The organism is Aliidiomarina minuta (genome assembly GCF_003987145.1).
In the GTDB taxonomy this organism is placed as follows: Bacteria; Pseudomonadota; Gammaproteobacteria; order Enterobacterales; family Alteromonadaceae; genus Aliidiomarina; species Aliidiomarina minuta.
On the sequence record NZ_PIPL01000001.1, the window covers coordinates 1,680,899 to 1,706,487 of the forward strand.

Genomic DNA, 25,589 nt, shown 5'->3' on the forward strand with positions numbered 1-25,589 from the left:
TATGAAGCAGAGTTTACAACTTAAACTTGGTCAGCAGCTGACCATGACTCCGCAACTGCAACAGGCGATTCGCCTGTTGCAGCTTTCATCGCTGGATCTGCAACAGGAAATTCAGGACGCTTTGGATAACAATCCGTTACTCGAAGTCAGTAGTGAGGACGACAGCAGCGCAGATGACGTATCGCTACAGGAATTCGAAAGCAGCGCAAAAGACAATGACAGCATGGAAACCGGGGAAGCCGTCGCCCAACAGGATATTCCGCAGGATTTACCGACTGACTCCAGCTGGGACGATGTTTACTCTGCCAGCACTGCACCAACGAAAGGCAGCGCCACAGGGGAAGACTTTACCTATCAGGGCGAGACCAGCGAAAGCCTGCATGATTACCTGACCTGGCAAATGGAATTGTCACATTTTAGCGAAGAAGACGAAGCCATTGGCCGGGCCATTATTGATGCGGTAGATGAAGCCGGGTATCTGACGCAAACTCTGGAAGATATTCAACAAGCAGTAAACGGCGAGTTTCCCGAAGTCAGCGATGCTGAAGTCTGTATGGTATTAAAACGTGTACAACGTTTCGACCCTGTTGGTGTTGCAGCACGCACCGTTAGTGAGTGCTTATTAATACAGCTCAGCCAAAAGCCGGCAGATACTCCTTTGCTGCAAGAAACTAAAGCTATTATCAGTGATTACTTAGACTTATTAGCTGCCCGCGACTATCGGACTTTAGCGAGAAAGACTAAGCTTAAAGAAGATCAGTTGCGTGAAGTTATGCGCTTGCTCCATCAACTGCATCCGCGGCCCGGCGAAACAGTAGTACAGCGGGAATCGGAATATGTTATTCCCGATGTTTCAGTGGTTAAGCACAATGGCCGCTGGGCAGTAGAGCTTAATCCGGACTCAGTTCCGAAGCTACAGGTAAATGCGGAGTATGCAGCGTTAAGCGGACAAGCAAAACGCAGTGAAGATTCGGAATACATTAAACACCATATGCAGGACGCCCGTTGGTTTATAAAAAGCATAGAGAGCCGCAATGAAACCTTGCTTAAAGTAACCAGCGCTATCGTGCAACGTCAGCAGGCATTTTTTGAGCATGGTGAAGAGTCTATGAAACCTATGGTGCTGAATGACATTGCCGAAGCTATCGACATGCACGAGTCGACGGTATCACGGGTTACCACGCAGAAATTCATGCACACTCCAAGGGGTATATTTGAGCTTAAGTATTTCTTTTCCAGTCATGTAAGCACCGAGAACGGTGGTGAGTGTTCATCAACCGCTATCCGCGCTATTATCCGGAAGCTGGTTGCGGCAGAGACCCCGGCCAAGCCGTTGAGCGACAGCAAAATCGCTGAACTCATGGCTGAACAGGGCATCCAAGTGGCAAGACGTACGATTGCGAAATACCGGGAGTCACTACATATTCCCCCTTCCAATCAACGTAAAAGCCTACTTTAACGACGGCAACAGAAGGACGATGTATATGCAAATAAATCTTACTGGTCATCACGTTGAAATTACTGAGCCCCTACGTGAATACGTAGATACTAAGTTCGCCAAGCTAGAGCGCCACTTTGATCATATAACTAACGTTCATGTGATACTAAATGTTGAAAAAATCACGCAAAAAGCGGAAGCTACCGTTCACCTGAGCGGTGGTGAAGTTTTTGCCACTTCCGAACATGAAGATATGTATGCTGCTATCGACGGCTTGATCAACAAGTTAGATCGACAGGTAGTTAAACATAAAGAAAAACTGAAACGTCACTAACCTATGCAACTTCGTGAAATACTAAGCCTGGACTGCACCCGTTGTGCAGTTCAGGACTCCAGCAAAAAGAAGCTTCTGGAAGCAATCAGCCAACTAGCCGCACCTAAGCTAGCTGGAGTAACCCGTAACGATGTCTTTGACAGTCTGGTGCAGCGAGAACGACTTGGCAGCACTGGAATAGGTCTGGGCATAGCGATTCCCCATGGCCGTTTGGAAAAGGCCAGTAAACCGGTGGCGGTATTATTGACCATGCAGTCGCCAGTGGACTTCGATGCTATTGATAAACAGCCAGTAGACATTATATTTGCCTTGCTGGTACCTGAAAATGAGCCTGAAGCGCACTTGCGTACTTTGTCGGAAGTAGCGCGTAAATTAAATAATAAAGAATGCTGCCGTGCTCTGCGCAAAGCGGGTAACGACGATGAACTTTATGACCTTTTTGTTCAGGACGACAGTGTATGCAGCTAATTATTGTCAGCGGCCGTTCTGGTTCTGGTAAAACCATAGCACTGCGGGTGCTTGAAGACCTTGGTTTTTACTGCGTTGATAATTTGCCTATAAGCCTGTTGCCCACCCTTGTGCATGCCGTCATGGATAACTACGAATCCATCGCCGTGAGCATTGATGTGCGCAACCTGCCCTCTGGAGAAGAAGACTTAGTCGAAACTCTGGACTTCCTGCCGGCGAAACTGAAAGCTGATATTTTATTTATTGATGCAAGCGATGAAGTGATTTTACGGCGTTTTGGTGAAACCCGTCGTCTACACCCTTTATCACAAGGTTCCCTGCCGCTACTCGATGCCATCAAGCTGGAATACCAGATGCTTGAGCCTTTAGCCGAGCGAGCCACCTGGCGTATCGACAGCAGCGCTTACAGTGTGCATGAACTGAGTGAGCAGGTTAGTGAGCGGGTGCTGGGCCGTAAAATGAATAAACTGATTCTGGTCTTTATGTCATTCGGTTTTAAGCATGGCCTGCCGACAACTTTAGACACTGTTTTTGACGCTCGCATATTGCCGAATCCGCATTGGGAGCCTGAACTTAAACCCTATACAGGCCTGGATGAACCGGTGCAACGGTTTCTCGCCCATCAGCCCCTGGTTACAAAGTTTGTTTATCAGGTCGAAAACTTCCTTTCCACCTGGCTACCCTACTTCCAACGCAGTAATCGCAGTTACCTTACCGTAGGTATTGGCTGCACCGGTGGCCAACACCGTTCGGTCTACATCGCTGAGCAGTTGGGTGAATATTTCCGCACTCAGCACGCTGAGGTTCAGGTTAAACATCGGGAACTAGGCAAGAAATGAGCGAAATAAGCCGCGAAGTTATGATTCGTAATAAATTAGGTCTGCACGCCCGCGCAGCCACTAAATTAGTCCAGCTCGCCAATCAGTTTTCGGCTGATGTCACTATTTCGCAGGGTTCTCAGGAAGTAAATGCCAATAGCGTAATGGCGCTTATGTTGCTGGCCAGCCAGCAGGGTAAGACGATCATTGTTAACGCCCGGGGTGAAGACGCCGAAGCAGCGCTGGACGCCATTGAAGGTCTTATCCAGGCGCGCTTCGAAGAAGAAGAGTAATTTTTTTAATTACCCGCCACTTTCATCTGTTCAATCAATACTGAACCAGCCTGTACACCATGCCGTTTATCAATATCATTAGACATAGCCACCATGTTCGCAAACATATCTTTGAGATTTCCCGCTATGGTTATTTCCGATACCGGATACTGAATTTCACCATTTTCAACCCAGAATCCCGCAGCGCCCCGGCTGTAGTCACCGGTTACAATATTTACACCCTGCCCCATTAATTCGGTTACTAACAAGCCAGTACCCATCTTTTTACATAAAGCATCCAGATTATAATCCTGATACGTGGGTAACCAGTTATGGATACCGCCTGCATGACCCGTAACCTGCATATTCATCTTACGGGCTGCATAGCTGGTTAACAGATAAGTATTCAATTGACCCCGGTCAATAATATCCCGCGCCTGAGTAGCTACCCCTTCATGATCAAAGGGACTGCTTGCCAGGCCTCCTTTCACATGTGGATCTTCAGTTATGCTCAGCCATTCTGGTAATACCTGAGTGTTCAGGCTATCCAGTAAAAAGCTCGATTTACGGTACAGACTGCCACCACTAATAGCCGCTACCAGATGACCAAATAAACCATTTGCTACGTCGTTCTGAAAAATAACCGGTACCTGACAGGTCCCCAGACTGCGGGCGCCTAAACGCGATACGGTATTTTCCACCGCCTGGCGGGCCACCTCTTCTGCCGACTCCAGCAAGGAGGGATTACGCGCCAGCGTATAGGCGTAGTCGCGCTCCATAGTATCGCCCTGCTTGCCAATAAGCACGCAGCTCAGGCTTTGTCTTGAGCTCATGTAATTACCCAGGAAACCATGGCTATTGCCGTATACGCGAAAACCCGCATGGCTACTGTAATTGGCACCATCAGAATTAATAATACGCTCATCGCTTAGCGCTGCCCGTTCGCAGCGTTGTGCCTGCTCAGCGGCATATTCAGGCTCCATCGAGGCATCAAAGTAAAGCTCAAGATCCGGGTATTCCGTAGCCATTAAACTGGCATCAGCAAGACCCGCAAAAGGATCTTCTGAAGTATAACGAGCGATTTCATTAGCTTTAGTTACCGCTGCGCGCACCGCCTCAGGGGTTAAATCGGCGGTCGCTGCTGCGCCCTTACACTGGCCACGATAAACCGTTATACCCAGACTGCCGTCCTGATTGAACTCCACTGTTTCTACTTCGCCGAGACGGCTGTCGACGGTAAGACCCCGGCTGTGAGTTAGTGCACACTCCGCTGAGCTTGCCCCTAACTTACTGGCATAAGCTAAGGCTTCTGAAACCGCATCACGGGCTTTTGTCATATCCTGCTGTAATTGTTGCTGCTGTGCACTCACGCGGCCAACCTCCTGCGACTAAAATCACTTAACAATAAGTTCAAGCATATCAAAAAGCGTGGGAGCAGATCTGATTTTCAGCAAAAATGACAAAAATCAGATCTGACCCTATGCTTTTCTCTGTTAAACTACGACTTTAATAATGTATTGCCATGAGGCCTGAATATGCGCGATTCAAAGCATACCCGCAACCCATCAGTTCCACTTGTTGAACGCCCTAATAAAAGTCAGCTGAAACGGGAAATGAATGAACTGCAGGCTTTAGGCACTCAGTTAGTTGAAATTAGTAGCGGCGCATTACAAAAAATGCCAATCGACGACGAGCTGATGGACGCTATTAAGCTAGCCCGTAAAATTCGTAACACCCGCGAAGGTTATCGCCGTCAGTTGCAGTTAATTGGCAAACTCATGCGCAATCGCGATAGCGACGCCATAAAGCAGGCTCTGGGTGGACTGCAACGCAGCGGCGAGCAGGAAAATGCCCGTTTTCACGCGTTAGAGAAATGGCGGGACCGTATTTTAGCCGAAGGCGACGACGCTATTCAGGCATTTATTCTCGAATATCCGGCAGCAGAGCGCCAGAAAATGCGTCAGCTAGTACGTCAGGCAGAAAAAGAAGCGGCGCAAGAAAAACCTCCAGCCGCTTCCCGTCAGCTTTTTAAATATTTACGGGAAAGTTCAGAATCCTGAATGCATCGGGTTAAGCCGTTCCGCCCACCGTCATTGCATCCAGCTTCAATGTCGGTTGGCCAACACCCACTGGCAGACTCTGCCCGTCTTTACCACAAACACCAACACCTTCATCCAGGGCCAGGTCATTGCCTATCATAGAAACCTGCCGCATGGAGTCGGGGCCATTACCAATCAGGGTAGCGCCTTTTAACGGTCGGGTAATTTTGCCATCTTCAATTAAATAAGCTTCAGATGCCGAGAATACAAACTTGCCAGAAGTAATATCCACCTGGCCACCAGCAAAATGCGGCGCATAAATACCTCGTTTTACTGACGCGATAATTTCTTCCGGCTGATGATTACCACCCAGCATATAAGTATTTGTCATACGCGGCATAGGCAAGTGCGCAAAGGACTCGCGACGGCCATTGCCCGTCGGCTGCATACCCATCAGCCGGGCATTCATTTTATCCTGCATGTAGCCAACCAGACGCCCATCTTCAATAAGCACATTGTGCTGACTGGGCGTGCCTTCATCGTCCACACTGAGCGACCCACGGCGGTTCGCTAAGGTACCGTCATCTACTATAGTGCAGCCTTTTGCTGCTACCTGCTCGCCAATTTTTCCGGCAAAAGCGGATGAGCCCTTACGGTTAAAATCACCTTCAAGACCGTGCCCCACAGCTTCATGCAACAGCACACCTGGCCAACCGGCACCCAGGACAACAGGCATTTTTCCTGCTGGTGCTTCTTCGGCTTCAAGGTTAACCAAAGCCTGACGCACGGCTTCTTCAGCAAAGGCCAGATGTCGTGGTTTGCCTTTTGCATCTGCCTGCAGGAAATAATCATAACCTAAGCGACCACCGCCGCCCGAACTGCCGCGTTCCCGGCGCCCATTCTGTTCAGCTAACACACTGCAATTGAGGCGCACCAGAGGGCGAATATCAGACGCATGGGTACCATCGGTAGCAACAATCAAAATATGCTCATATACGGCGCTCAGGCTGACCGTCACTTCACTGATACGTGGGTCAAGCTTGCGCGCGTGGTTATTCACTGCATGCAGAATTTCAATTTTTTGCGCTTCTTTCATAGCCGCGAGGGGATCATCAGGCAGATATAACGACGGCGTTGGCTTGTCAGTTAATACCGCTATCTTCTTTTGCTGACCAGCGGCAGCAATGCCACGAGCCGCACTTGCAGTCTGCAACAAAGCTTTGTTCGAAATTTCATCCGCATATGCAAAACCGGTTTTCTCACCGTGAATAGCTCGCACACCCAGGCCGCGGTCGATAGAGAAACTACCCGATTTAACGATTCCATCTTCCAACACCCAACTTTCATGACTGCTGGACTGCAAATAAATATCCGCATAATCGATACTGCCCTGATACAGACGCGCCAGGCCCTGTTCAAGATCGGCCTGGTTCATATCAGCTCGCGCTAGTAAGTGCTCATGGACAACTTCATGCATCTTTTAGGTTCACCTTAAATCGGTTGTGACTTTCAACTGGCATTCGTTGCCTGACGTTACGCAGGCTTTCTAAGTCAATACGTGCGCTACCAACTCCTAGGTCACTGCCAATCTCTGTACGTATTTTGCCCCAGGGATCCACAATCATTGAGTGGCCCCAGGTTTCGCGTCCGTCCGGATGAGTACCACCCTGGTTGGGCGCTATCAGATAACACTGATTTTCAATAGCCCGTGCCTGCAACAACGGCTTCCAGTGCGCCGACCCTGTTACCTTAGTAAAAGCAGATGGCAACACGATAAGCTCTGCTCCCTGCTGACGCAGGGCCCTGAATAGTTCAGGGAATCGAAGATCATAACACACCGCCATGCCTATCTTACCAAAAGGCGTGTCGACTACTTTGAGCTGCTCTCCAGGTTTTGTGAATTTAGATTCCTGATAACTGCCAGTACCATCTTCGACCTGAGCATCAAACAGATGAATTTTGTCATAACGCGCCTGTTCGACGCCCTGATTATCATACAGCATAGATGCCGCAGCATAACGTTCCCCAGCCTGCAACGGAATAGTACCCGCCAGGATCCAGAGGTCGTGTTCACGCGCCATATCGGCCACTGACTGCTGGATAAAACCAGCACCTGGTTTTTCAGCTCGTTCCACCTGATTAGCTTCACCAGCCCCAAAAGTGGCGAAGACTTCAGGCAACACCACCAACTGTGGACGTTGTTTTGGAAGCAACTGCAGCAACTGCTGCAGTTGCTGCAGATTTTCTTCGGGTACATTACCGGATGTCCACTGCACTACACTAATTTGTGTCATTATTCAGTTCCTCTTCCAGTTGTTGTTCCAATTCAGTATCGGAAATATCGACCCCGGTCTCATCACGGGCGACCTCAGTAACCACAGGCTCCGACATCGTGCCGCCGATATGGTATTCCAATCGTGAAATAACCTGAGCATCGTGCAGTACGCGGTCGATTAACAATGCCGCAATGCCACTCGGAGGGTTTACCATCCATGCCAATAGCACTGGTAAACTAGAGGTTACTTTAGGTACATAGACCAGATTATAATCCAGTGTCTCCTGGTTCAGATCCGTGCTCCCCGTCACCTCCATGTCCCCTGCCGATCCGTTCATTCGGGTATTCGTAGTATGAACAACACCACTTGCTATATCCATACTGCCGCGAAAGCTTGAATAAAACATGCCCCGGGCGAAAACATCACGAAAATCCAGCGTCAGTTTGCGTACCAGACTTTCCAGGCTAAATAACGAAAACAGGCGGGCACCGCCATCACTGACATCTCGCAAATACCCTGAACCCAGACTCCATTCAGCTTCGCCGTTTAATGTTTCTACATTAAACGACTGAGGGTCGCCCTGCCAGTAAAGATCGAATTCCAGCTGCGCACTGGAATCTCTGACCACAGAATCCGTACCAAAATCCTGCAACAAATTACCGATATCGCTGCTGGCAAACCAGCCCTTCAGGTTTGTCTGGTATTCATCATCCTGTCGCAACCAACCTCCGGTCACATTGAGTTCAGCGCCGGTGCGGCTGATGTTAAACAGCTGCAGTTGCTCGCCTTCCAGCGCAGGCTCAAGTTCAACCAGAACCCTGCCCAGCTCGTTATCCCGATAGCGGCAAATATGGCAAACCATACGTAAAGGGGGCAATCGGTCAAAAACATTTTGTTCAACCAGCGAAACCTCGCCCTTCGAATCGCCCAGGTTCAGGCGTTGCAGGTTAAGAAAGTCGATCTCTACTTCTACTCGTTCGTCCAGATCCTGCGGTAAATCCAGTATTAGTCGCGCCTGCTCGGCATTGACTGTAAAACGCCAGTTGTTCTCTTTCCTATCGCCTTTCACTTCGACTCGTTTCAACTCCTGGCCCAGCCAGTTCAATTGATCGATATCCGCATTTAAAACCTCCAAAGGAGGCAGTTCAAAAACAAAAGGCAAAGGACCACTTTCGATATCTTCTTCACGATGGCGTAGCAGATTAAGATATGGGATCCATTCATTTACACTCGCCTCAGCCAGAAGCACGTCAACTAATAACCCTGAAGGATCAACAGGCAGTGTTTTATCTGTGTAATCGCCCAGTTCCACGGCAACCCAGTCAAAAGTACTGGCGCCCGTCTGCATTGCCCCGCGCACGGAAAGGGCCTGTGGCCAGTAACTTTCCAGATTAAGCTGCTGGCTATCACCCCACACTCGGGTATTCCAGATTATCGATTCACCTTGCTCTTTTGCAAAAGGCGCTGGCATGCCGATATCCATTTCAGTTAGTTCGGTATCCATATTCCAGTCAAAACGGTAGCCATCAGAGTCCAGATCGAGCGTGAAATCAGTCAACGACTGTAAACTTCCACTAAAATGCTGATGCAACAAGGGATCGTCAATGTCGGCCAGTAAATCGGCAACTTGCCATTCACCCCGAATTTCGGTCGCTAACGAATAGCCCTCTTCAGAGGTGTCTCCCTGCATATTGATCGCTACCGGTAAATCGAAAACCGTAGCCGTAACGTCCTCAAAACCAATTTTTGAGTTAGCAAAGGTAAATTGGCCGGATACAGATTCAAGTTCCCGCTGCACCGGTACTATAAAGATAGATTGACCACTGAAATCAATGCTGCCTTCAGCCCGGAACCCGGCTTCGCCATCATTCACTTCCTGTGCGGCAAAAAGCGGTATATGCAAACTAAAAGCACCCTCAACCTCGCCTTGCACCTGAACCTGCTGCAAAGCAGCGCCGACGCTATCCGCCAATGGACTTTCAGCAAACACCTGCTCGCCCTGGGCCCCGCTGCCGCGCACCTCAGCATCAATAAGTAACCAGGGATGAGGTGATAATATGTCGTTGATACTGGCCTCGATGCGCTTAATATCGACCTCTTTAAGCTGCCCGCCTTCAGCCTCAAAGGTAAGCCCTCCCTGAGCAAAGTTTAATTGCAGCGAGGTGTCAGTAATCAGGGGCCAGTCGGGCTGAAAGCGAAAATCTAAGGAATCAGCTTCGACGTGCGCCTGAAATACACCATCGTGATCCTGGTATGGAAAGTCCTGCAACGCACCCCGCCATACCATTGCCATGGTATTTACATTACCGGCATGTAGCGCGTCGCTAAGATAATTATTAAGCCCAGGCCCCAGCTGTAAAGGCAATAAATCTATAGCGTGCTCAACTTTAAGATCATGCCCACGACCATTAATAGCCCATTCTAACTTCGGGCTTTCGTTATTCTGGCGGCTGATGAATAGTTGCTGATCAAAGCTTACCTCAGGCAAATTTACCGCTGCTTGCGGCACCGCCAGTGCCCAGCCGTTATCCAGCCGGTGCCAGTATCCCGACCAGTCTATCGACGATAAATGCTGCGCTTTATCATAGGTCGCAGGTGAGCGTAAACGCACATCATTACCCGTAATATTAAAAACACCGCGTTCAGTATTGCTCCAGAATTCCAGATTCAGGCCTTCAATACCGGGCACCCCGCGATGTGTTTGCCAGCTGAGGTTGTTCGCTCGCGCGTGAAAACGCCAATTACGGTCGGTATCCAGTGCCACATGAACATCGTTAATTAAGCCACTGGGTTGTGTACCTTCGAACCAATTCCGAAACTGCTCCGCCGGAGTTCCGAGGAAACTCCATAACGGGCCGATATCACGCAATTCAAGGTCGCTGATATTCCATATATGCTGGCCGTCAGAGTATTCCCAGATCACAGACTCAATCGGCCAGAGTTCCCCGTCTAATTCCAGCGTTAAGGTTTCGCTATTAAATACCCAGCCATCTTCTTCCGGCCATAAGGCCCAGATCACCGGCCTACTCACCAATTCATGCTGAGTGCCATCACGTTCCCAGCGCAGATTATTTTCACCAAAATGAAGCTGCCCCTGGACCGGTTCTCCCTCCGCAAAATCAAGCCAGCCAGTCAGGTTAAATTCAGCTCTGTCGATATCAACATCCGTCACCACCTGTTCCAGCCACGGAGAAATATCCAACTGCTGAGCTTCAACATAGAGTTGCCCCTGCATAGAAGCAAAACTGTCGCCCTTTACATCCAATATGAAATCAAGATTATTTGCAGTCACATCTGCGACCTGAAACCGGCCCAGCGCCTGGCGTTGATTCGGCTGGTTAGTCCAACTTAATTCTTCAACATAAATAGCCTTCGCGATGCCTGCCTGGTTAAGAATGCGAACCTGACTATCAATTACCTGAAAGCGCTCCAGCTGCTCTAGCAACAAGCTCTCTAAGGCGTCAAAAAGGGGCTGTTCAGTTCTTACTTCAGTAACTATGTCGGTATAATAATCCAGCTGCACGCCGCGTAGGATAAAGTTATCCAGGAGTAGCTGCCGGTCCCACAGACTTTGCCAGAAGTTGAGTACCAGATGGGTACTATCAACAGTCAGTTGAAAAGGGTAATCCTCATCCAGCTGCAACTCCAGATCCTGTAACACCAGCGACGGCCCTGATGCAGTCCAGTCAGCGGATAATGAACCTATGCTTACCTGCTGACCATAATAGTCTTCCACAAGCTGCTCGATGTCAGCCCGATAATGATCCAGGTAAGGTAAGCTGTAACGCGCAACGCTCAACGCAACTGCGGCCAGCACCAGCAGAAGAGCCAGTGTCAGCCAGAGTTTTCGTATAATAAAGCCGACTACACTGCGAATCATGCTACATCATCACCACATCAAACTGTTCCTGGTGATACAGCGTCTCTATCTGCACTTTGACCTGCTTACCCACAAAGACTTCCAGTTCAGCAAGTGCATGTGACTCTTCATTCAGCAGGCCTTCAGCTACGCTGGCTGAGGCGTACACCACAAATTGATCGGCATCATAAGCTCGATTCACCCGTACAATTTCACGCATAACTTCATAACAAACAGTTTCTACCGTTTTCATACTACCGCGTCCATGGCAGACCGGACACTCAGAAGACAACACGTGTTCGAGACTTTCGCGGGTTCGCTTGCGTGTCATTTCCACTAAGCCCAACGAGGTAAAACCATTAATGGTGGTTTTTGCCCGATCTTTGGCCAGCGCCTGCTCCAGGCTGTGCAGGACACGCCGCTTATGTTCATCGTTCTGCATATCGATAAAATCGATAATAATAATCCCGCCCAGATTGCGCAGTCGCAGTTGACGGGCAATAGCCTGGGTAGCTTCGGTGTTGGTATTAAAAATAGTTTCAGCCAGGTTACGATGACCGACAAAAGCACCGGTATTAATATCAATAGTCGTCATAGCTTCGGTCTGATCGATAATCAGACTGCCACCGGACTTCAGGTTTACTTTGCGATCAAGGGCGCGTTGAATTTCATTCTCGATATCAAACATATCGAAAATCGGCCGCTCTCCCTCATAGTACTCCAGCTTAGGCTGCAACTCAGGGATAAACTCAGCCAGAAACTCATCCAGTTGCTCATAGCTCAAGCGCGAATCAACCCGAACCCGCTCAATATTTCCGCCGACGAAGTCGCGCAGCACACGGGCACCAAGATTCAGGTCCTGATAAAGGACACCTCCTTTGGAAAAGCGCTTTTTGCGTTCCTGGATTTTTTCCCACAAGCGTCGCAGGAACTTAGCATCCTGATGCAACTCTGCTTCACCGGCACCTTCAGCGGCGGTGCGCACAATAAATCCAAGTTGCTCATCACTATGCGCAGCTACCACCCGCTTCAGACGGTCACGCTCGGCCTCGCTATCAATTCGTTGAGATACGCCGACATGATTCGAGCGCGGCGTTAACACCAGATAACGCGAAGGAACTGTTATATCAGTGGTAAGTCGGGCGCCTTTAGTACCCAGTGGATCTTTTACCACCTGCACCATAATATGCTGGCCCTGACGTACCAAACGAGAGATATCCCGGGCAGGAAGTTGTTCACGATCCAGCTCTTCGACATCGTCAATATGAGTGATAATGTCGGAGGCATGTAAAAAGGCGGCTTTTTCCAGGCCTATATCCACAAAGGCGGCCTGCATACCAGGGAGAACCCGGGCCACTTTGCCCATGTATACGTTGCCTACCAGGCCGCGACGCGCTTCACGTTCAATATGGATTTCCTGCAGAATACCATTCTCAACCAAAGCTACCCGGGTTTCACTGGGTGTGACGTTTATTAGAATTTCAGCGCTCATGTCACCCCTTAATCCTGCTCTATACGTTGAAGCAATTGATTGGTTTCATATAAAGGCAAACCAACCACTGCGAAATAACTTCCTCTAAGCTGCTGCACGAACTTACCGGCACGACCCTGAATTCCATAACCGCCGGCCTTATCCAAAGGTTCACCAGTAGACCAGTAGTGCTCAACTTCTGCTTCAGTAAGATGACAAAAGGTCACTTCGGTAGTCACCAGGTCATGCAGCTCTTTTCCTTCGGTTGCCACGCAGATTGCGGTCATAACCTGATGCGTAGAGCCAGACAACTGGTCAAACATTTGTCGAAAATGATCTTTATTGCGGGGCTTTTCCAGAACCTTGCCAGCGACTACCACAATAGTGTCTGCACCCAGCACTTTGGCCTGCGGGTCAGAAACCTGCTGTAAACCAGCCTGAGCTTTTTCTATCGCCAGCCGAACGACGTACTGATGGGGCGCTTCATGCTCCTGCTGCAGTTCTTCAATTTCTGCATTAACCCGCTCGAAGGGGTGCTCCAGCATACCTAATAATTCATAACGACGTGGTGATGCCGAGGCCAAATAAAGATTTTTCATACCACTCCAAAACGACGCCGGTACTTCCTTAGTAATAAAAATAGCCAGGGCCACATAATAGCTGTGCTAATAGCAGGTAAAAAATAATGCAGCTGCAAAGCCGCGTTATTCAAATAATACTCAATAAGATAGACTACAGAGCGCTCTACCACTGCTAATACCAGTATGAAAAATGCCTGCTGAGATAACGAGAAATTACGCACCCTTTGATAATGCCGTGCTACTACATAACCTACCAAAGCATAAGCCGCCGCATGAATGCCAAGCGTCGAGCCCATGAGGATATCCATCGCAATACCGACTACGAAACATGAACCTATATTGAGCCGATGCGGTAATGCCAACACCCAATACAAGAGTATCATTAGCGCCCATTCTGGCCGCCAGGCTGACAGTCCGGAAGACATAGGAATCACTGAGAGTACCAGGCCTAACAACAAAGCCATAAAGATGGTTACGCGCTGCGCAAATACAGATGTCATTATTCGCTGCCCTCTCGGTTCTGGCCTCGGCTGAGTGGATTAAATATCGGCTGTCGGTCCGAATCCGGTTGCCACAGTAATAACACCATGCGAATTCGATCCAGGTTTGAAGCGGGCTCTGCAGAAACCTGAGCAAAGGGTAATGATTCATCGCGAATGATTTCTGTAATGCGGGCAACTGGGTAGCCCTCGGGGAAAAGTCCGCCGAGACCGGATGTTACCAACAAGTCGCCAACTTCAAGCTCTGTAGAATGGGGAACATGCATCAACTCCAGGCGTTCAGTTTCGCCAACCCCCTGAGCAACCACTCTGATACCACTGCGGTCCGAGCGAGTAGGCAGACCATGGCCCTGATCAGAAATAAGAATTATGCGCGCGGTAGTTAACCCAATACTGGCAATCTGACCAATAATGCCGCGGTCGTCAATAACTGGCTGACCGATAAAAGCCCCGTGCAGGGTACCTTTGTTGATAACCACTTGCTGACTAAAAGGGTCAGAGTCGACCGCTATTACTTCTGCCACCATGCGCAGGCTTTCCGCCTGGGCATCAGAACCTAATAAATTACGTAAACGCCGATTCTCACTGCTAAGAAAGTCATAACGTTGCATTGCGCCTTGTAAGTCCAGGACTTCATCACGCAATGCGCGATTTTCCTCATGCAGACTGCTTCGTGTCCGCATGGCGCCATACAATCCCTGAAGGGCCTGCTCTGGCATACGTGCGATATACTGAACCGGACTAACGAGAGAGTTGAGCACCAACCGAACTTCTTGCATGGCGCCCAGTCTGTTGTCTAGAAAAATAAGCAAAAACGCTAGCACTAAGGCTAGCGTCAGGCGCCCTTTTAAGGAGATGTTCTGGACAAAAAGCGGATTCACCGTTTACTCGTAGCTAAACAAATCACCGCCGTGCATATCGATCATTTCGAGAGCTTTCCCACCACCGCGTGCTACGCAGGTCAGGGGATCGTCAGCGATAATAACCGGTATGCCGGTCTCTTCCATGAGCAATCGGTCTAAATCTTTGAGCAAAGCACCACCACCGGTAAGTACCATGCCTCGTTCGGAGATATCAGACGCCAGTTCCGGCGGCGACTGCTCAAGCGCTACCATGACGGCACTCACAATTCCCGATAACGGTTCTTGTAATGCCTCCAGAATTTCGCCACTGGTCAGGGTAAATGAACGGGGAACACCCTCTGCAAGGTTACGACCACGGACTTCAATTTCTTTCATATCATCGGTCGGGAAAGCAGTACCAATTTCATGCTTAATACGTTCCGCAGTAGCTTCACCAATAAGGGAACCAAAATTACGACGTACATAATTAATAATAGCTTCGTCAAATTTATCGCCACCAATGCGCACTGAAGATGAGTACACCACGCCATTAAGTGAGATAATAGCTACTTCGGTGGTACCACCACCGATATCTACCACCATAGAACCGGTTGCCTCAGAAACGGGCAATCCAGAACCAATAGCTGCCGCCATAGGTTCATCTATCAGATAAACCTCGCGGGCGCCTGCACCTAAGGCCGATTCGCGGATAGCCCGACGTTCAACCTGAGTAGAACCACAAGGTACGCAGACTAAAACTCGTGGACTAGGCCGGAAGTAACGGCTGTCATGCACGGTTTTAATAAAGTGCTGAAGCATTTTCTCAGTTACATAAAAATCGGCAATAACGCCGTCTTTCATGGGCCGAATAGCTTTGATGTTACCCGGCGTGCGACCCAGCATTTGCTTAGCCGCGGTGCCTACCGCGGCGACACTTTTGGGGCCGCCTGAACGCTCCTGACGAATAGCCACAACTGATGGCTCATTCAGCACGATGCCTTCATCTTTTACATAAATAAGGGTGTTTGCCGTGCCTAAATCGATCGACAAATCATTGGAAAATACACCGCGCAACTTCTTAAACATGGAGGGCCGTTCCCTTTTTACTGAAAAGTGGTGGAAATATTCCTAACTCTATCAAGCTGGATGGGTTGGAGCAAGCAGCAAAGGCAGTAATGGTAGGGGCTTTACTTAATCTGGTTGAAGAAAACCCTACAACAGTGTTTCAGGGTTCTTCGGACTATCACTCGGAGCGCGTTACGCGAAATCCGATGTAGTTTGCGCTAAAGCCAGATGAAATTTCCATACGGGCTGAAGCACGAGCCAGACTAGGAGCGAAGTTAAAAGCACCACCACGCACTACGCTACCTGAGCTTTTGTCTCTTTGTGTCCACTCCCAGACATTACCAACAGTGTCATATAAACCCCATTGATTACTTTCATAAGTACCCACAGGCGATGGTTGTTGACCTGACCAGTCACCACCACAGCCGCGACAATTTGCCTGACCTACACCGACGCTATCACCCCACCAGTAATCGCTTCTCTGACCGGCGCGGGCACTATATTCCCATTGTCCTTCAGTCGGAATGCTGTACTGCTTGCCCGTGGTACGGGTTAACCAGCGGGCATATTCTGCTGCATCTCTATCGCTTACGCAGGTCACTGGCATATCGTCGGACACTTCATAACCTGGGTTTTGCCAGTTCAGCTGGCTGCTTTTAACCGGCTGGCCTTCCTGCAACTGAGCACAGCCTGCGCCTTCTTCAGCGTCAGTAATATGGTTAGTCGCATCGATAAACGCATTAAACTGACTCACCGTAACCGGGGCTACAGAAACCGCAAAAGGCGCTTCAAACTCGACGCTACGCACAGGACGTTCATTGCTACGTCCATTACCAGAAACGTCACCTACCCGACCACGGCCAGGCGGCATAACGATCAGGGAAGGGCCTTCCAAATCTGAACTAAGGACGTCCTGAATACGTTCACCCGCAGCAAACACAAACTGAGAACGCGATAATTCGCCGCGCACTACAGTCGATTCGCGCAGATCTACAGAAGTTTCATAACGGTCGTAACCATGGCGAGCTATTTCAACATTATGACGACCCGGTTCCAGCATCACTTCTACGGGCGTAGAGCCATACCGCTGACCATCGATATAAACCTGATCATTATGCACATTAGAACGAATAACGAGCCGGTGCATGACCGACTCAGTTTCAGGCTTTTTTACCACTTCACGCTCCCCCGGGGAACGTTCAGCACTAGTACTTTCATTACAATATCTTTGGTCCAGACCTAACAATTCACACGCATGATTTCGTGGCAAACGCCCTTCCATCTGAACTTTCAGACGAACATCATAACCACGTTGGCCACTGTATTCAGAGCTGACCACGTTAGAACCTACAACGCGTACATCAACGCCGCTCTCTTCTCTGCGCTCGCTGACCAGATCAGTTTCACTCAGGTTATCGAATAAAGTACTCAGATAGGACTGAGAAGCACGCTGCTTAGCCATAAGCTCGGCGCGGCTTTCACATTGGCGAATGGTTTCATCACGATCACAGGTTAGTGACTGACTAGCCTCCAGTTCCCCGCGGCGATTAAACTCATCGCGTAAACGATTAACCCGGGCAAATCTATGTTGCTCTTTGAGCAACTCAAGCTGATTGACCAGGCTATGTTTACTCAGCCGAATACGCTCGGACTCAGACTGCTTACCCGAAAGTTCAGTAGTCTTCACGGCTACTTGTTCCAGGTTCTGCTGATGAGCACGCACGGCACTCTGATACTCTGACTGAGCTGCAGAAATATCCGTGTCGGGGTTATCTACCATTTCCCGGTACAAGCGGTTCATCTGGTCAAGAGCCTGGCGTCTTTGCCGTTCAAGCCCTGAACTCTGCTCACGCAACTGAGTTAACTGCTGGCGTAGACGCTGTTCTTCAGCTGTCATCTGATCAACCTGATCAGTGAAACTGTTGTACTGCATCTGTACCTGGTTAATTCTGGCCTCTATTTCAGAGACTGATGCTTTTTCTTCTGCTTGTGCGGGGAGCCAAGCCAGAGAAACAGCTGTTATTATTAGTGCAACTTGAACCAATCGCATCATTTTCCTCGATATGTGTCGACTTTTCCCTACGGAAACAGTCTTATGCTATTTGTTGCAAGGTTAAATGGCAAGCATACAGATCGCATTACTGATTAAAAAGTTATTTGTTTATTAATTAGTCATGCTGCAGCCCTTAACAGACACCACTTCTTATAAAACCCTGTGTATTGATACAAAGCTGCCGACTAGCGGCGCCAGACCCACTTAATGTGATTTCCAGAGCAATATTTCCACATTGCTCGCCTATACAACCCAGACTATTGAAGCATATTGGCCAGCTTTCGCCTTGCAAAGTCAAATCCAGGTTACCTGTAGCTATTGCGTCTGTCTCAATTGTTATCGGCAAACTGCCGCAATCCTTAACACCGACGAGCTGAGAATTATCCATTGCAACGCCGTAATAAGCACCATACTGGAAAAATTTTTCGGTATCCTGCATAGCTCGTTGTTGCTGCAACCGAAACAGACTAATCATACTCGCCTGAATACCCGTTAAATCACTGTCTTGAGTCGAGAATAAACGCGGCGCAGCATAGACTGACAGAATGCCTAAAATAACAATCACGATAATAAGTTCAACCAGCGTAAAGCCTTTCGCTCTCATTAGCTGCTTTTCCTGTTATCAAATGCATTTAACACAGTATACTGGGTCTGAGTTCAAAAAATAGACGTGCGACTATGCCATATAAAAAAATACAACAAGGTTTCACCCTGATTGAAATTATCATGGGTATCGTCGTTTTAGCCATTGCACTGCTATTAATTACTTCCGTCTTACTGCCTGCCGCACGGCAAAGTATTACGCCTGTTTATCAGGTACGCGCTGCCGAGCTGGGGCAATCTTTGCTGAATGAAATTATGGCCAAAAGCTTTGATCAGGCCAGCGACCGCCGCGGTGGTCGCCAGCGCTGTAAGGCTGACCAGGAACCTTTGTGTACCGCCCCAGATCAACTAGGCCCGGATAACACAGAGACCCGCGATCGCTTTAATGATGTCGATGATTATCACGGGTTATCAGGCAGTGTAGAAAGCGCATTGGGTGAAGATTTAAGCGACCTGTATCCCGGCTTCAGCGTTCAGATTAATGTTTGTTATAGTGATGCCAATGCCAGCCAGTGTCTGAACGAAATCACACTATTTAAACGAGTTCAGATCACCGTTTTCACACCAGATAATCAACCTTTTGAATTCAGCGCGTTGCGAGGAAACTTTTAATGCTATATCAATTGCGCAACGCTGGCTTCACTCTGGTAGAGCTGATTATAGTGATCGTACTGCTCAGCATCATGAGCATAGCTACTTTTAGTTACCTGGGTTTTGGTGCGCAGATCTTCAGCGACGTAGTCGGTCGCGATCAGCTGATATCACAGAGTCGTTTCGCCGTGGAACGACTGACTCGTGAGTTACGCAATTCACTGCCCGGTAGTGCCCGGGTTATTAATAACAACCGCTGCCTGGAACTGCTGCCAATACATGCCAGCAGCAGTTATCTGGAACTTCCTCAACCCGGGCAAACTAATGCTGATTTTGTTGCTGTGCCTCCTGACAATTACAGTCAGGGAGTAAACTACGAGGGCACTTACCTTTTTGTCTACGCGAACTCAGAACAGCGTATCTATAACTCAACCACTCAACGCAAAGTTATATCCGGGGTCACCGAGCAGGACAGTACTTTAATTTTTGACTACAACACCACGCCGACCCTGTTTCCCTTGCAAAGTCCCGCACAACGCTATTTTATCAGTACCGGACCGGTCAGCTGGTGCCTTGAAGCTACTGGTGAAATAGCAGGCCAACAACAACTAGTGCGTATTACAGGCTACCCCCTGGCTAACAGCCCTGATTTGGCCCATGGTGATGCTCAACGTGCTGTTATGGCCAGTGACCTGTATAACAACATCGAAGGAGGACAACTTCCTTTCTTTACCATAGCTGCAACCCTGCAACGTGCTAACTTAGTTGAAATCGACTTACGTTTCGCGCGACGTCAGGGCGCTGAACCCTTTATTATTCATCATGAGGTACATATTCCGAATGTTCCTTAAACAAAAGCAACAAGGCAGCTCTCTGGTGATTGCCATCTTCATTATTGTAGTCATGAGTGTGCTCGCCGCGGTACTGGCGCGGGTGCTCTCTGCCAGCAGTGCGGCCATAGTGGACGAAGTCGCAGGTACCCGGGCTCTGCAGGCTGCCAATAGTGGCGCTCAGGTGTTTCTTACCGACTTATTTCCACCTGGCACAGACAGTGCCAGCCACGGAGCCTGTAATAGCGGGCGTAATATTGATTTCAATGCCCCGGGACTGAACAACTGTAGTGCCCGCGTAAATTGCGCCCTGCAAGACTATAGCGATGACTATGGTATGACTCATTTTCGCATCACTTCTACCGGAGAATGCCTTACAGGTAACCGCGAATATTCACGACAAATTATAGTAGAGGCCGTCGATGGCAATTTTTAATCTGCGGTCCTGGCTTGCCGCCAGCATAATACTTAGCACTCCGGTTGCCGCCAACTGGACACTGCCTGATGATGCCATCAATAATCAGGGTGCTTTCGCCAACTGTACCTTTAGCAATGATGTTGTCGATTGCCCGGGGTGGATTAACCTGAATGAGGCAAATCGAGAGCTGCGCATTACCCAGCCGATGACCCTGCTCATGCGTAACTCGTTGCAAATGCCAGCTGGCCTCACAGTCAATCGAGCAAACACCCAGCCTTTTACTCTGGATATGCGGGCTTCTCTATCAAGCTATAGTAACAACCTGACCTTCAATGGTCGTATTGTCTCTAATTCCGAAGTCACCTTTGGAAATGGAGCTCAAATCAACGGTGCTATTGAGACAACCGGGAATGTAACCTTAAATCCAGCCACAGTAACGGGCGATATTAGCGGGCAGAACGTGACTTTCAACGGTGCGGCCTATGTTCAGCAATCAGTCTCAGCCACCGGCACTATTAACCTCAACAATGGCTCTATCGAAGGCAATGCCAGCGCCGGTGGCGATATCAATATTAATAATGGCAGTACCATTGGCGGTGATGCTCAAAGTGGAGGCGTAATTTCACTCAATGACGGCAGCATTGGTGGAAGTGCAGAAGCGACTGGCAATATCAATATTAATAATGGTAGCTCAGTCGGTGGCGACGCGACGTCAGGACAAAATATAGCCCTTAACGAAGGCTCTGTCGGCGGCGATGCCGAGGCTCAGGAAATCAACATCAACAATGGCAGCTCTATCGGCGGCAATGCACGTGTGCAAAACCAACTAACCCTTAATAACGGTTCGGTTGCCGGCAACATCAGTTCACAGAATCGAGTCACTATTGAATCATCAGGAACGGCGGGCAGTGTCAATGCCAACGGCACAGTAGTCAACCGGGGCACAGTGGATGGCTACATCAACGCCCCCCGTGTCATTGGCTCCGGCGCAGTTGGCGAAAGTTGTGATCTCAACAATAACCAGGGGCCTTGCAGCGCAACAGTTCCAGAAGATCTGACAACCGCATGGTGTGCCGACATCTGGCCTCAGGGACTAAACCAACAGCACTTTCATCCGCAAGACATTCGTCTGCCAGAGGAAGCGCTGGACACCCCTTTGCCGCAAAACCTGCAACCCGGAGATTACCTTCGCCGAGGGAATTTTGGCGACGTAGGTGCTAATTACGTCACTAACGGTCCTACTTCACGCCTTTTTGTTGATGGCGATCTCAGCATTCAAAGTGGACGACGACTCAATACCGGTGGCAACACAGCCAACTTTATTCTGGTGGTGACTGGCACATTGACCATAGCCGCCGATGTTCAGATCAACGGTTATATCTATGCTGACGAGATCATTCTGGCCCCACGCGAATGTACATTTCAGGCAGGTCCTTTTTGTTTTGCTTACCAGCCCCCGACTCAGATAACAGGCTCTTTAACCTCAGCCTCCACGATAAACATTCAGGGTTCAGGAACAGCACAAAATGCTCCTGTGATCTCCCATTCGGCAGTTCCGCAAAACTTACAGGGTGGCGATTTCTGCCTGGCGCAGCCGCGAAAAGAACTGGGGTTAGGCTTCAACGACGGTCCCTGGCGTAGGTTAGCCCCTGATCCTATAGAAGACTCAGGTGAACATGGACTGACCGTATTACCTGTTAATGGCCCCGGTTATTTAACTAATGACCCTGCCCTTCCAACAGACAATATGGGCATGGGCAGCTGTGGTTATGCCACTTTTGACAGCAGCCGCAGCCAGCATTTTGAAAGCCCTGATTCAGTTCCACTGAACTTCAGTGGCAGCTTTACCATAGGCGCCTGGATACGCCCGGATAGCCATCCGGAATCCGGTTTAATGACTATCTTATCTAAGGATGAAAACTACGAGTTTCACCTTACCCCTGATGGCCGGGTGAACTGGTGGTGGCAGGATAGAAACGGACAGATTGAGCAATTTAATAGTGATGATATTGTGCCAGTGGGGCAGTGGACTTATGTCGCCATACGTTACACCCCGAGCGAGCAAAGCATATTTATTAACGGCAACCGTACATCCAGAAACCAACCCAGCGCAGGCTTGCGCCAGAATACACAACCATTGCAAATAGGCGCCGACCAGAACACTCCAGGACGCTATTTCAACGGCTCCATAGATAAAGTCAGTATTTTCCGCGGTGCTTTAACCGCACAACAGTTAAATGAACTGCGCCAGGAGCGCTCGCCTTGTCAAACGGACGGTGCCGATCTTTGTTACGCAGATGATTTTATGGACCAATCCGATTTTGAACAGAACTGGGCCGTATCCCGTTCTGCCGGTGATTTCACTCCGCAAATAGTTGGCGGACGACTGCGCCTGACTGAAGCTGTTACCAACCAAGCCACCCGGGTCACTCTGAATCGCATATTCCCTGCACGCGACAACCGGGTAGAGGTTGAATTTGATTATTATGCCTACGCAGGCAGTAGCGCTGACGGCATAGCGGTGGTGCTTTCCGATGCCTCTCAATCGCCCCAGTCTGGCAGCTTTGGTGGTTCTTTAGGTTATGCTCAGCGGGACAATGGTGATGTCGGTTTTGCTGGCGGCTGGCTGGGCATAGGCCTGGATGAGTTTGGCAACTTTTCGCGCAGCACTGAAGGGCGTCAGGGGGGCGTTGCCGGAGGCCTCAGACCGCACCGCGTTGTCATGCGCGGCGCCGGAGCAGGGACCAACGGTTATGCCTACCTCACGGACTCAGGTAACCCGGCGCTGAACCCGCGTATTGATCAACCTGGCGGTACACCGGGCCCGGGACATCGTTACCGAATCATTATCGACTCGCGAAACCCAACCCGCTCTATGGTCAGTGTGGAACGCAGTTTGGATCGCAGTGAAGCTGGTTTTGAGTACGTGATTCCACCGACTAACGTACTGGAGTTCAGCGGTCAGTCTGAGGTGCCAGAGAACTTTTTCCTCAGTTTCACAGGTAGTACCGGGGCCAACACCAATATTCACGAGCTGGGCGATGTTGAGATCTGCGCGGACACTTTTATTCCGGTATCTTCCAGCATTCATCACTACCGTCTTGATTACAACAGCAACGCGCTTACCTGCCGTCCTCAGGAAGTTTCAGTACGGGCCTGTGTCGATGCCAACTGCGAAACACTCTATCAGCAATCAGCGTCGGTCACTTTAACTCCAAACGAAGCACCTGCAAACTGGCAGCCAGAAGCTACCGCAACCTTTGCCGGCTCTATAGTCACCCGTGATTTTCACTACAACCAGCCAGGCACGGCCGCACTGGGTGTCAGCAACCCATCGCCGGTGGCAGAAAACCCAACCCTGTGTCGCATTAACGGGGCCGAGCCCAGTACGGACTGTAACATTACCTTTGCCGACTCAGGTTTCATTTTTGAGGTACCGGACCATGTATCCAACACGCTGCAATCCGATATCGCCGTGCAGGCAGTATATCGAGATGAAGAAAACTTTGACGTCACGCAAAGCTGCTCACCTCGCTTTCAGAACGAAAGCAAAACGCTGCGTCTATGGTCTGACTACCTCGACCCAGGTCCCGCTGATCGCCCTGTGTCTTTACCCATCAGCATAAGTACTCAGGAAGATACCCAGGAAGTTGCACTGACCGAGAGTCAGGCTACTAATGTGCCGCTCGACTTTAACGACGACGGCATAGCTTTTATTGACTTATCCTATCCTGATGCAGGTCTGATGCAATTAAACGCTCGCTATCAGGGCGCTTCTGGCACTCCGGAAGAAGGCCTGAACATGCGTGGCAGCGATACCTTTGTCACCCGGCCACAAGGGCTCTGTGTGCAGGTACCCGAAGTCGTTTGCACCGATATCAACAATGCAGGGTGTGCTTTTCTCCGGGCGGGTGAGAACTTTGCAATCCAGATATCAGCACATGGCGCAGGTACTGGCGATACTTGTCAGGCGCCTCCTACACCGAATTTCCGCATGGATCAGGTCAATCTGCAACATCAGCTCATCGCGCCCGCAGAAGGCGTGGTCGGCAACCTGGGGCAAACTGGGTATGCACACAGTGCAGCTGAAAATGCACTGAATGAGATAGAGAATCAATTTTCAGAGGTGGGGGTTATTCATATAACCGCACAACCGGCCACCGATTATTTCGGTTACACGGACATTCAGCCTCATACCAGCGACGACGTCGGCCGGTTTGTGCCGGCTTATTTTAAAATCAGTGGTGATCGAGTGATTGCTGCCTGCGAAAGCCCGGATTTTTCCTACCTCGGCCAGCCGTTACAGATCCAGGGAAGCATCGAAGCCCTCAATACTAGCCAGCAGAGAACGCTCAACTACACAGACGATTTCGCCCGGGGCGAACCACAACCGTTAGTGGTGCGCAATGGCGATGATATCAGTGGTCGCGTTGATGCACTTGAACTGGATATACCCTGGGCAAATGGTATTGCTGATTTTACTCAGTTACTGCGTCTGGACCGGGACGCACAGCCAGAAGCTATTTTTGCAGCGGATATGGGCATTACTGTCGATGACAGAGACAATGACATGACCCAGCTATTGAATCCAAACCTGCTAGGTTATGGGCACCGGATTCAGAGCAACAACCCCGCTGAGTTTCGTTATGGTCGGTTGGTGCTGGAAGACATTAATGGTCCTGAAGATGAGAACCTATATATCATCGCCCGTATCGAACAATGGCAGGAAACAACAGACGGCGGTCGATTCCTGCGTAATTTTGACGACAACTGCTCTGTCCTGGACAGCAGTCAGCTAAGGGTTGTAGAAGATAACGAGGATTTGCAACCGGAAGCCGACGAGAATAGCAACATTCAGGTACAGGAAGGTATAAACCCGATGAACGGTCTGTTATGGCAAGCACCTCAGCAAGCAGGTGAATTCCGCTTTCTGTATCAAGCAGAGCCCTGGTTAGAATGGCTTTGGGATGAAGGCGAACCAGGCGACGAAAAGCTGCCCCACGCCTGGGCGACCTTCGGCCAGTTCCGTGGCAACGACCGCATTATTTTCTGGATGGAGCGTTAACAGCAGCAACTCCTGCCCAAATAATTAATTTTGACACAACTATATAAGCATTTGCCGCGTAGTTAA

At 49.6% G+C, this 25,589-nt stretch carries 21 protein-coding genes; 10 read left to right on the forward strand and 11 right to left on the reverse strand.

Annotation, left to right across the window (positions count from 1 at the left end):
• The first annotated feature begins 1 nt into the window (after nucleotide 1).
• Genes CWE09_RS08115 through CWE09_RS08135 form a run of 5 tightly spaced genes read left to right on the forward strand, consistent with a single transcriptional unit; the run spans nucleotide 2 to nucleotide 3,351 of the window.
• Complete coding sequence (locus tag CWE09_RS08115; protein WP_126803467.1) at nucleotides 2-1,459, forward strand: RNA polymerase factor sigma-54; 1,458 nt, start codon at nucleotides 2-4, stop codon at nucleotides 1,457-1,459.
• Nucleotides 1,460-1,484: 25 nt separating this feature from the next.
• The gene (gene hpf, locus CWE09_RS08120; RefSeq protein WP_126803468.1) at nucleotides 1,485-1,772 is read left to right on the forward strand and encodes a ribosome hibernation promoting factor; all 288 of its coding nucleotides are present in this window, start codon (nucleotides 1,485-1,487) and stop codon (nucleotides 1,770-1,772) included.
• Between the two features lie 3 nt (nucleotides 1,773-1,775).
• Nucleotides 1,776-2,240 carry a PTS IIA-like nitrogen regulatory protein PtsN gene (gene ptsN, locus CWE09_RS08125; protein ID WP_126803469.1) on the forward strand — a complete coding sequence of 155 codons (465 nt, stop codon included), beginning with the start codon at nucleotides 1,776-1,778 and terminating at the stop codon, nucleotides 2,238-2,240.
• Nucleotides 2,231-3,079 carry an RNase adapter RapZ gene (rapZ, locus tag CWE09_RS08130; RefSeq protein WP_126803470.1) on the forward strand — a complete coding sequence of 283 codons (849 nt, stop codon included), beginning with the start codon at nucleotides 2,231-2,233 and terminating at the stop codon, nucleotides 3,077-3,079. Before ptsN ends, rapZ begins: the two co-directional genes overlap by 10 nt.
• Entirely contained in the window at nucleotides 3,076-3,351 is a 276-nt protein-coding gene (locus CWE09_RS08135) for an HPr family phosphocarrier protein (RefSeq protein WP_126803471.1), read from the forward strand. The genes rapZ and CWE09_RS08135 overlap by 4 nt, the downstream gene beginning before the upstream one ends.
• A 5-nt stretch (nucleotides 3,352-3,356) precedes the next feature.
• On the opposite strand, the gene pmbA is transcribed toward CWE09_RS08135, so the two are convergent.
• A complete protein-coding gene (pmbA, locus tag CWE09_RS08140; RefSeq protein WP_126803472.1) occupies nucleotides 3,357-4,700 on the reverse strand; it encodes a metalloprotease PmbA in 1,344 nt (447 codons plus the stop codon).
• A 165-nt stretch (nucleotides 4,701-4,865) separates the two neighbouring features.
• On the opposite strand from pmbA, the gene yjgA reads away from it, so the two are divergent.
• A complete protein-coding gene (yjgA, locus tag CWE09_RS08145; protein ID WP_126803473.1) occupies nucleotides 4,866-5,390 on the forward strand; it encodes a ribosome biogenesis factor YjgA in 525 nt (174 codons plus the stop codon).
• 10 nt (nucleotides 5,391-5,400) lie between these two features.
• Here the strand turns inward: yjgA and tldD are convergent, their stop codons facing one another.
• The 10 genes from tldD to CWE09_RS08195 all read right to left on the reverse strand — a co-directional run bounded on the left by tldD (nucleotide 5,401) and on the right by CWE09_RS08195 (nucleotide 18,620).
• Entirely contained in the window at nucleotides 5,401-6,846 is a 1,446-nt protein-coding gene (gene tldD, locus CWE09_RS08150; protein WP_126803474.1) for a metalloprotease TldD, read from the reverse strand.
• Nucleotides 6,839-7,663: a carbon-nitrogen hydrolase family protein gene (locus CWE09_RS08155; protein WP_126803475.1), complete on the reverse strand. Its 825-nt coding sequence runs from the start codon at nucleotides 7,661-7,663 to the stop codon at nucleotides 6,839-6,841. The genes tldD and CWE09_RS08155 overlap by 8 nt, the downstream gene beginning before the upstream one ends.
• Nucleotides 7,650-11,525, reverse strand: a complete 3,876-nt coding sequence (locus CWE09_RS08160) for a YhdP family protein (protein ID WP_126803476.1) — start codon at nucleotides 11,523-11,525, stop codon at nucleotides 7,650-7,652. The genes CWE09_RS08155 and CWE09_RS08160 overlap by 14 nt, the downstream gene beginning before the upstream one ends.
• 1 nt (nucleotide 11,526) lies before the next feature.
• A complete protein-coding gene (rng, locus tag CWE09_RS08165; RefSeq protein ID WP_126803477.1) occupies nucleotides 11,527-12,996 on the reverse strand; it encodes a ribonuclease G in 1,470 nt (489 codons plus the stop codon).
• A gap of 8 nt (nucleotides 12,997-13,004) precedes the next feature.
• A complete protein-coding gene (locus CWE09_RS08170; RefSeq protein ID WP_126803478.1) occupies nucleotides 13,005-13,574 on the reverse strand; it encodes a Maf family protein in 570 nt (189 codons plus the stop codon).
• Complete coding sequence (mreD, locus tag CWE09_RS08175) at nucleotides 13,571-14,056, reverse strand: rod shape-determining protein MreD (protein ID WP_126803479.1); 486 nt, start codon at nucleotides 14,054-14,056, stop codon at nucleotides 13,571-13,573. The genes CWE09_RS08170 and mreD overlap by 4 nt, the downstream gene beginning before the upstream one ends.
• Complete coding sequence (gene mreC / locus CWE09_RS08180; RefSeq protein WP_126803480.1) at nucleotides 14,056-14,937, reverse strand: rod shape-determining protein MreC; 882 nt, start codon at nucleotides 14,935-14,937, stop codon at nucleotides 14,056-14,058. The genes mreD and mreC overlap by 1 nt, the downstream gene beginning before the upstream one ends.
• A 3-nt stretch (nucleotides 14,938-14,940) precedes the next feature.
• Nucleotides 14,941-15,984: a rod shape-determining protein gene (locus tag CWE09_RS08185; RefSeq protein ID WP_126803481.1), complete on the reverse strand. Its 1,044-nt coding sequence runs from the start codon at nucleotides 15,982-15,984 to the stop codon at nucleotides 14,941-14,943.
• A gap of 157 nt (nucleotides 15,985-16,141) precedes the next feature.
• Complete coding sequence (locus CWE09_RS08190; protein WP_241974320.1) at nucleotides 16,142-17,896, reverse strand: SUMF1/EgtB/PvdO family nonheme iron enzyme; 1,755 nt, start codon at nucleotides 17,894-17,896, stop codon at nucleotides 16,142-16,144.
• 253 nt (nucleotides 17,897-18,149) lie between these two features.
• Nucleotides 18,150-18,620, reverse strand: coding sequence for a prepilin-type N-terminal cleavage/methylation domain-containing protein (locus CWE09_RS08195; RefSeq protein WP_126803483.1), 471 nt, complete (start codon nucleotides 18,618-18,620; stop codon nucleotides 18,150-18,152).
• Nucleotides 18,621-18,694: 74 nt separating this feature from the next.
• On the opposite strand from CWE09_RS08195, the gene CWE09_RS08200 reads away from it, so the two are divergent.
• Genes CWE09_RS08200 through CWE09_RS08215 form a run of 4 tightly spaced genes read left to right on the forward strand, consistent with a single transcriptional unit; the run spans nucleotide 18,695 to nucleotide 25,523 of the window.
• Nucleotides 18,695-19,231, forward strand: a complete 537-nt coding sequence (locus tag CWE09_RS08200) for a type IV pilus modification PilV family protein (RefSeq protein WP_126803484.1) — start codon at nucleotides 18,695-18,697, stop codon at nucleotides 19,229-19,231.
• The gene (locus CWE09_RS08205) at nucleotides 19,231-20,061 is read left to right on the forward strand and encodes a PilW family protein (protein WP_126803485.1); all 831 of its coding nucleotides are present in this window, start codon (nucleotides 19,231-19,233) and stop codon (nucleotides 20,059-20,061) included. The genes CWE09_RS08200 and CWE09_RS08205 overlap by 1 nt, the downstream gene beginning before the upstream one ends.
• The gene (locus CWE09_RS08210) at nucleotides 20,051-20,476 is read left to right on the forward strand and encodes a hypothetical protein (RefSeq protein WP_126803486.1); all 426 of its coding nucleotides are present in this window, start codon (nucleotides 20,051-20,053) and stop codon (nucleotides 20,474-20,476) included. The genes CWE09_RS08205 and CWE09_RS08210 overlap by 11 nt, the downstream gene beginning before the upstream one ends.
• Nucleotides 20,463-25,523 carry a DUF6701 domain-containing protein gene (locus CWE09_RS08215; RefSeq protein ID WP_126803487.1) on the forward strand — a complete coding sequence of 1,687 codons (5,061 nt, stop codon included), beginning with the start codon at nucleotides 20,463-20,465 and terminating at the stop codon, nucleotides 25,521-25,523. The genes CWE09_RS08210 and CWE09_RS08215 overlap by 14 nt, the downstream gene beginning before the upstream one ends.
• Nucleotides 25,524-25,589: the final 66 nt, after the last annotated feature.

Coding starts and splice junctions, on each gene's coding strand:
- CWE09_RS08115 (WP_126803467.1), top strand. CDS start 2: ATGAAGCAGAGTTTACAACTTAAACTTGGTCAGCAGCTGACCATGACT.
- hpf (WP_126803468.1), top strand. CDS start 1,485: ATGCAAATAAATCTTACTGGTCATCACGTTGAAATTACTGAGCCCCTA.
- ptsN (WP_126803469.1), top strand. CDS start 1,776: ATGCAACTTCGTGAAATACTAAGCCTGGACTGCACCCGTTGTGCAGTT.
- rapZ (WP_126803470.1), top strand. CDS start 2,231: ATGCAGCTAATTATTGTCAGCGGCCGTTCTGGTTCTGGTAAAACCATA.
- CWE09_RS08135 (WP_126803471.1), top strand. CDS start 3,076: ATGAGCGAAATAAGCCGCGAAGTTATGATTCGTAATAAATTAGGTCTG.
- yjgA (WP_126803473.1), top strand. CDS start 4,866: ATGCGCGATTCAAAGCATACCCGCAACCCATCAGTTCCACTTGTTGAA.
- tldD (WP_126803474.1), bottom strand. CDS start 6,846: ATGCATGAAGTTGTCCATGAGCACTTACTAGCGCGAGCTGATATGAAC.
- CWE09_RS08155 (WP_126803475.1), bottom strand. CDS start 7,663: ATGACACAAATTAGTGTAGTGCAGTGGACATCCGGTAATGTACCCGAA.
- CWE09_RS08160 (WP_126803476.1), bottom strand. CDS start 11,525: ATGATTCGCAGTGTAGTCGGCTTTATTATACGAAAACTCTGGCTGACA.
- rng (WP_126803477.1), bottom strand. CDS start 12,996: ATGAGCGCTGAAATTCTAATAAACGTCACACCCAGTGAAACCCGGGTA.
- CWE09_RS08170 (WP_126803478.1), bottom strand. CDS start 13,574: ATGAAAAATCTTTATTTGGCCTCGGCATCACCACGTCGTTATGAATTA.
- mreD (WP_126803479.1), bottom strand. CDS start 14,056: ATGACATCTGTATTTGCGCAGCGCGTAACCATCTTTATGGCTTTGTTG.
- CWE09_RS08185 (WP_126803481.1), bottom strand. CDS start 15,984: ATGTTTAAGAAGTTGCGCGGTGTATTTTCCAATGATTTGTCGATCGAT.
- CWE09_RS08190 (WP_241974320.1), bottom strand. CDS start 17,896: ATGCAGTACAACAGTTTCACTGATCAGGTTGATCAGATGACAGCTGAA.
- CWE09_RS08195 (WP_126803483.1), bottom strand. CDS start 18,620: ATGAGAGCGAAAGGCTTTACGCTGGTTGAACTTATTATCGTGATTGTT.
- CWE09_RS08200 (WP_126803484.1), top strand. CDS start 18,695: ATGCCATATAAAAAAATACAACAAGGTTTCACCCTGATTGAAATTATC.
- CWE09_RS08205 (WP_126803485.1), top strand. CDS start 19,231: ATGCTATATCAATTGCGCAACGCTGGCTTCACTCTGGTAGAGCTGATT.
- CWE09_RS08210 (WP_126803486.1), top strand. CDS start 20,051: ATGTTCCTTAAACAAAAGCAACAAGGCAGCTCTCTGGTGATTGCCATC.
- CWE09_RS08215 (WP_126803487.1), top strand. CDS start 20,463: ATGGCAATTTTTAATCTGCGGTCCTGGCTTGCCGCCAGCATAATACTT.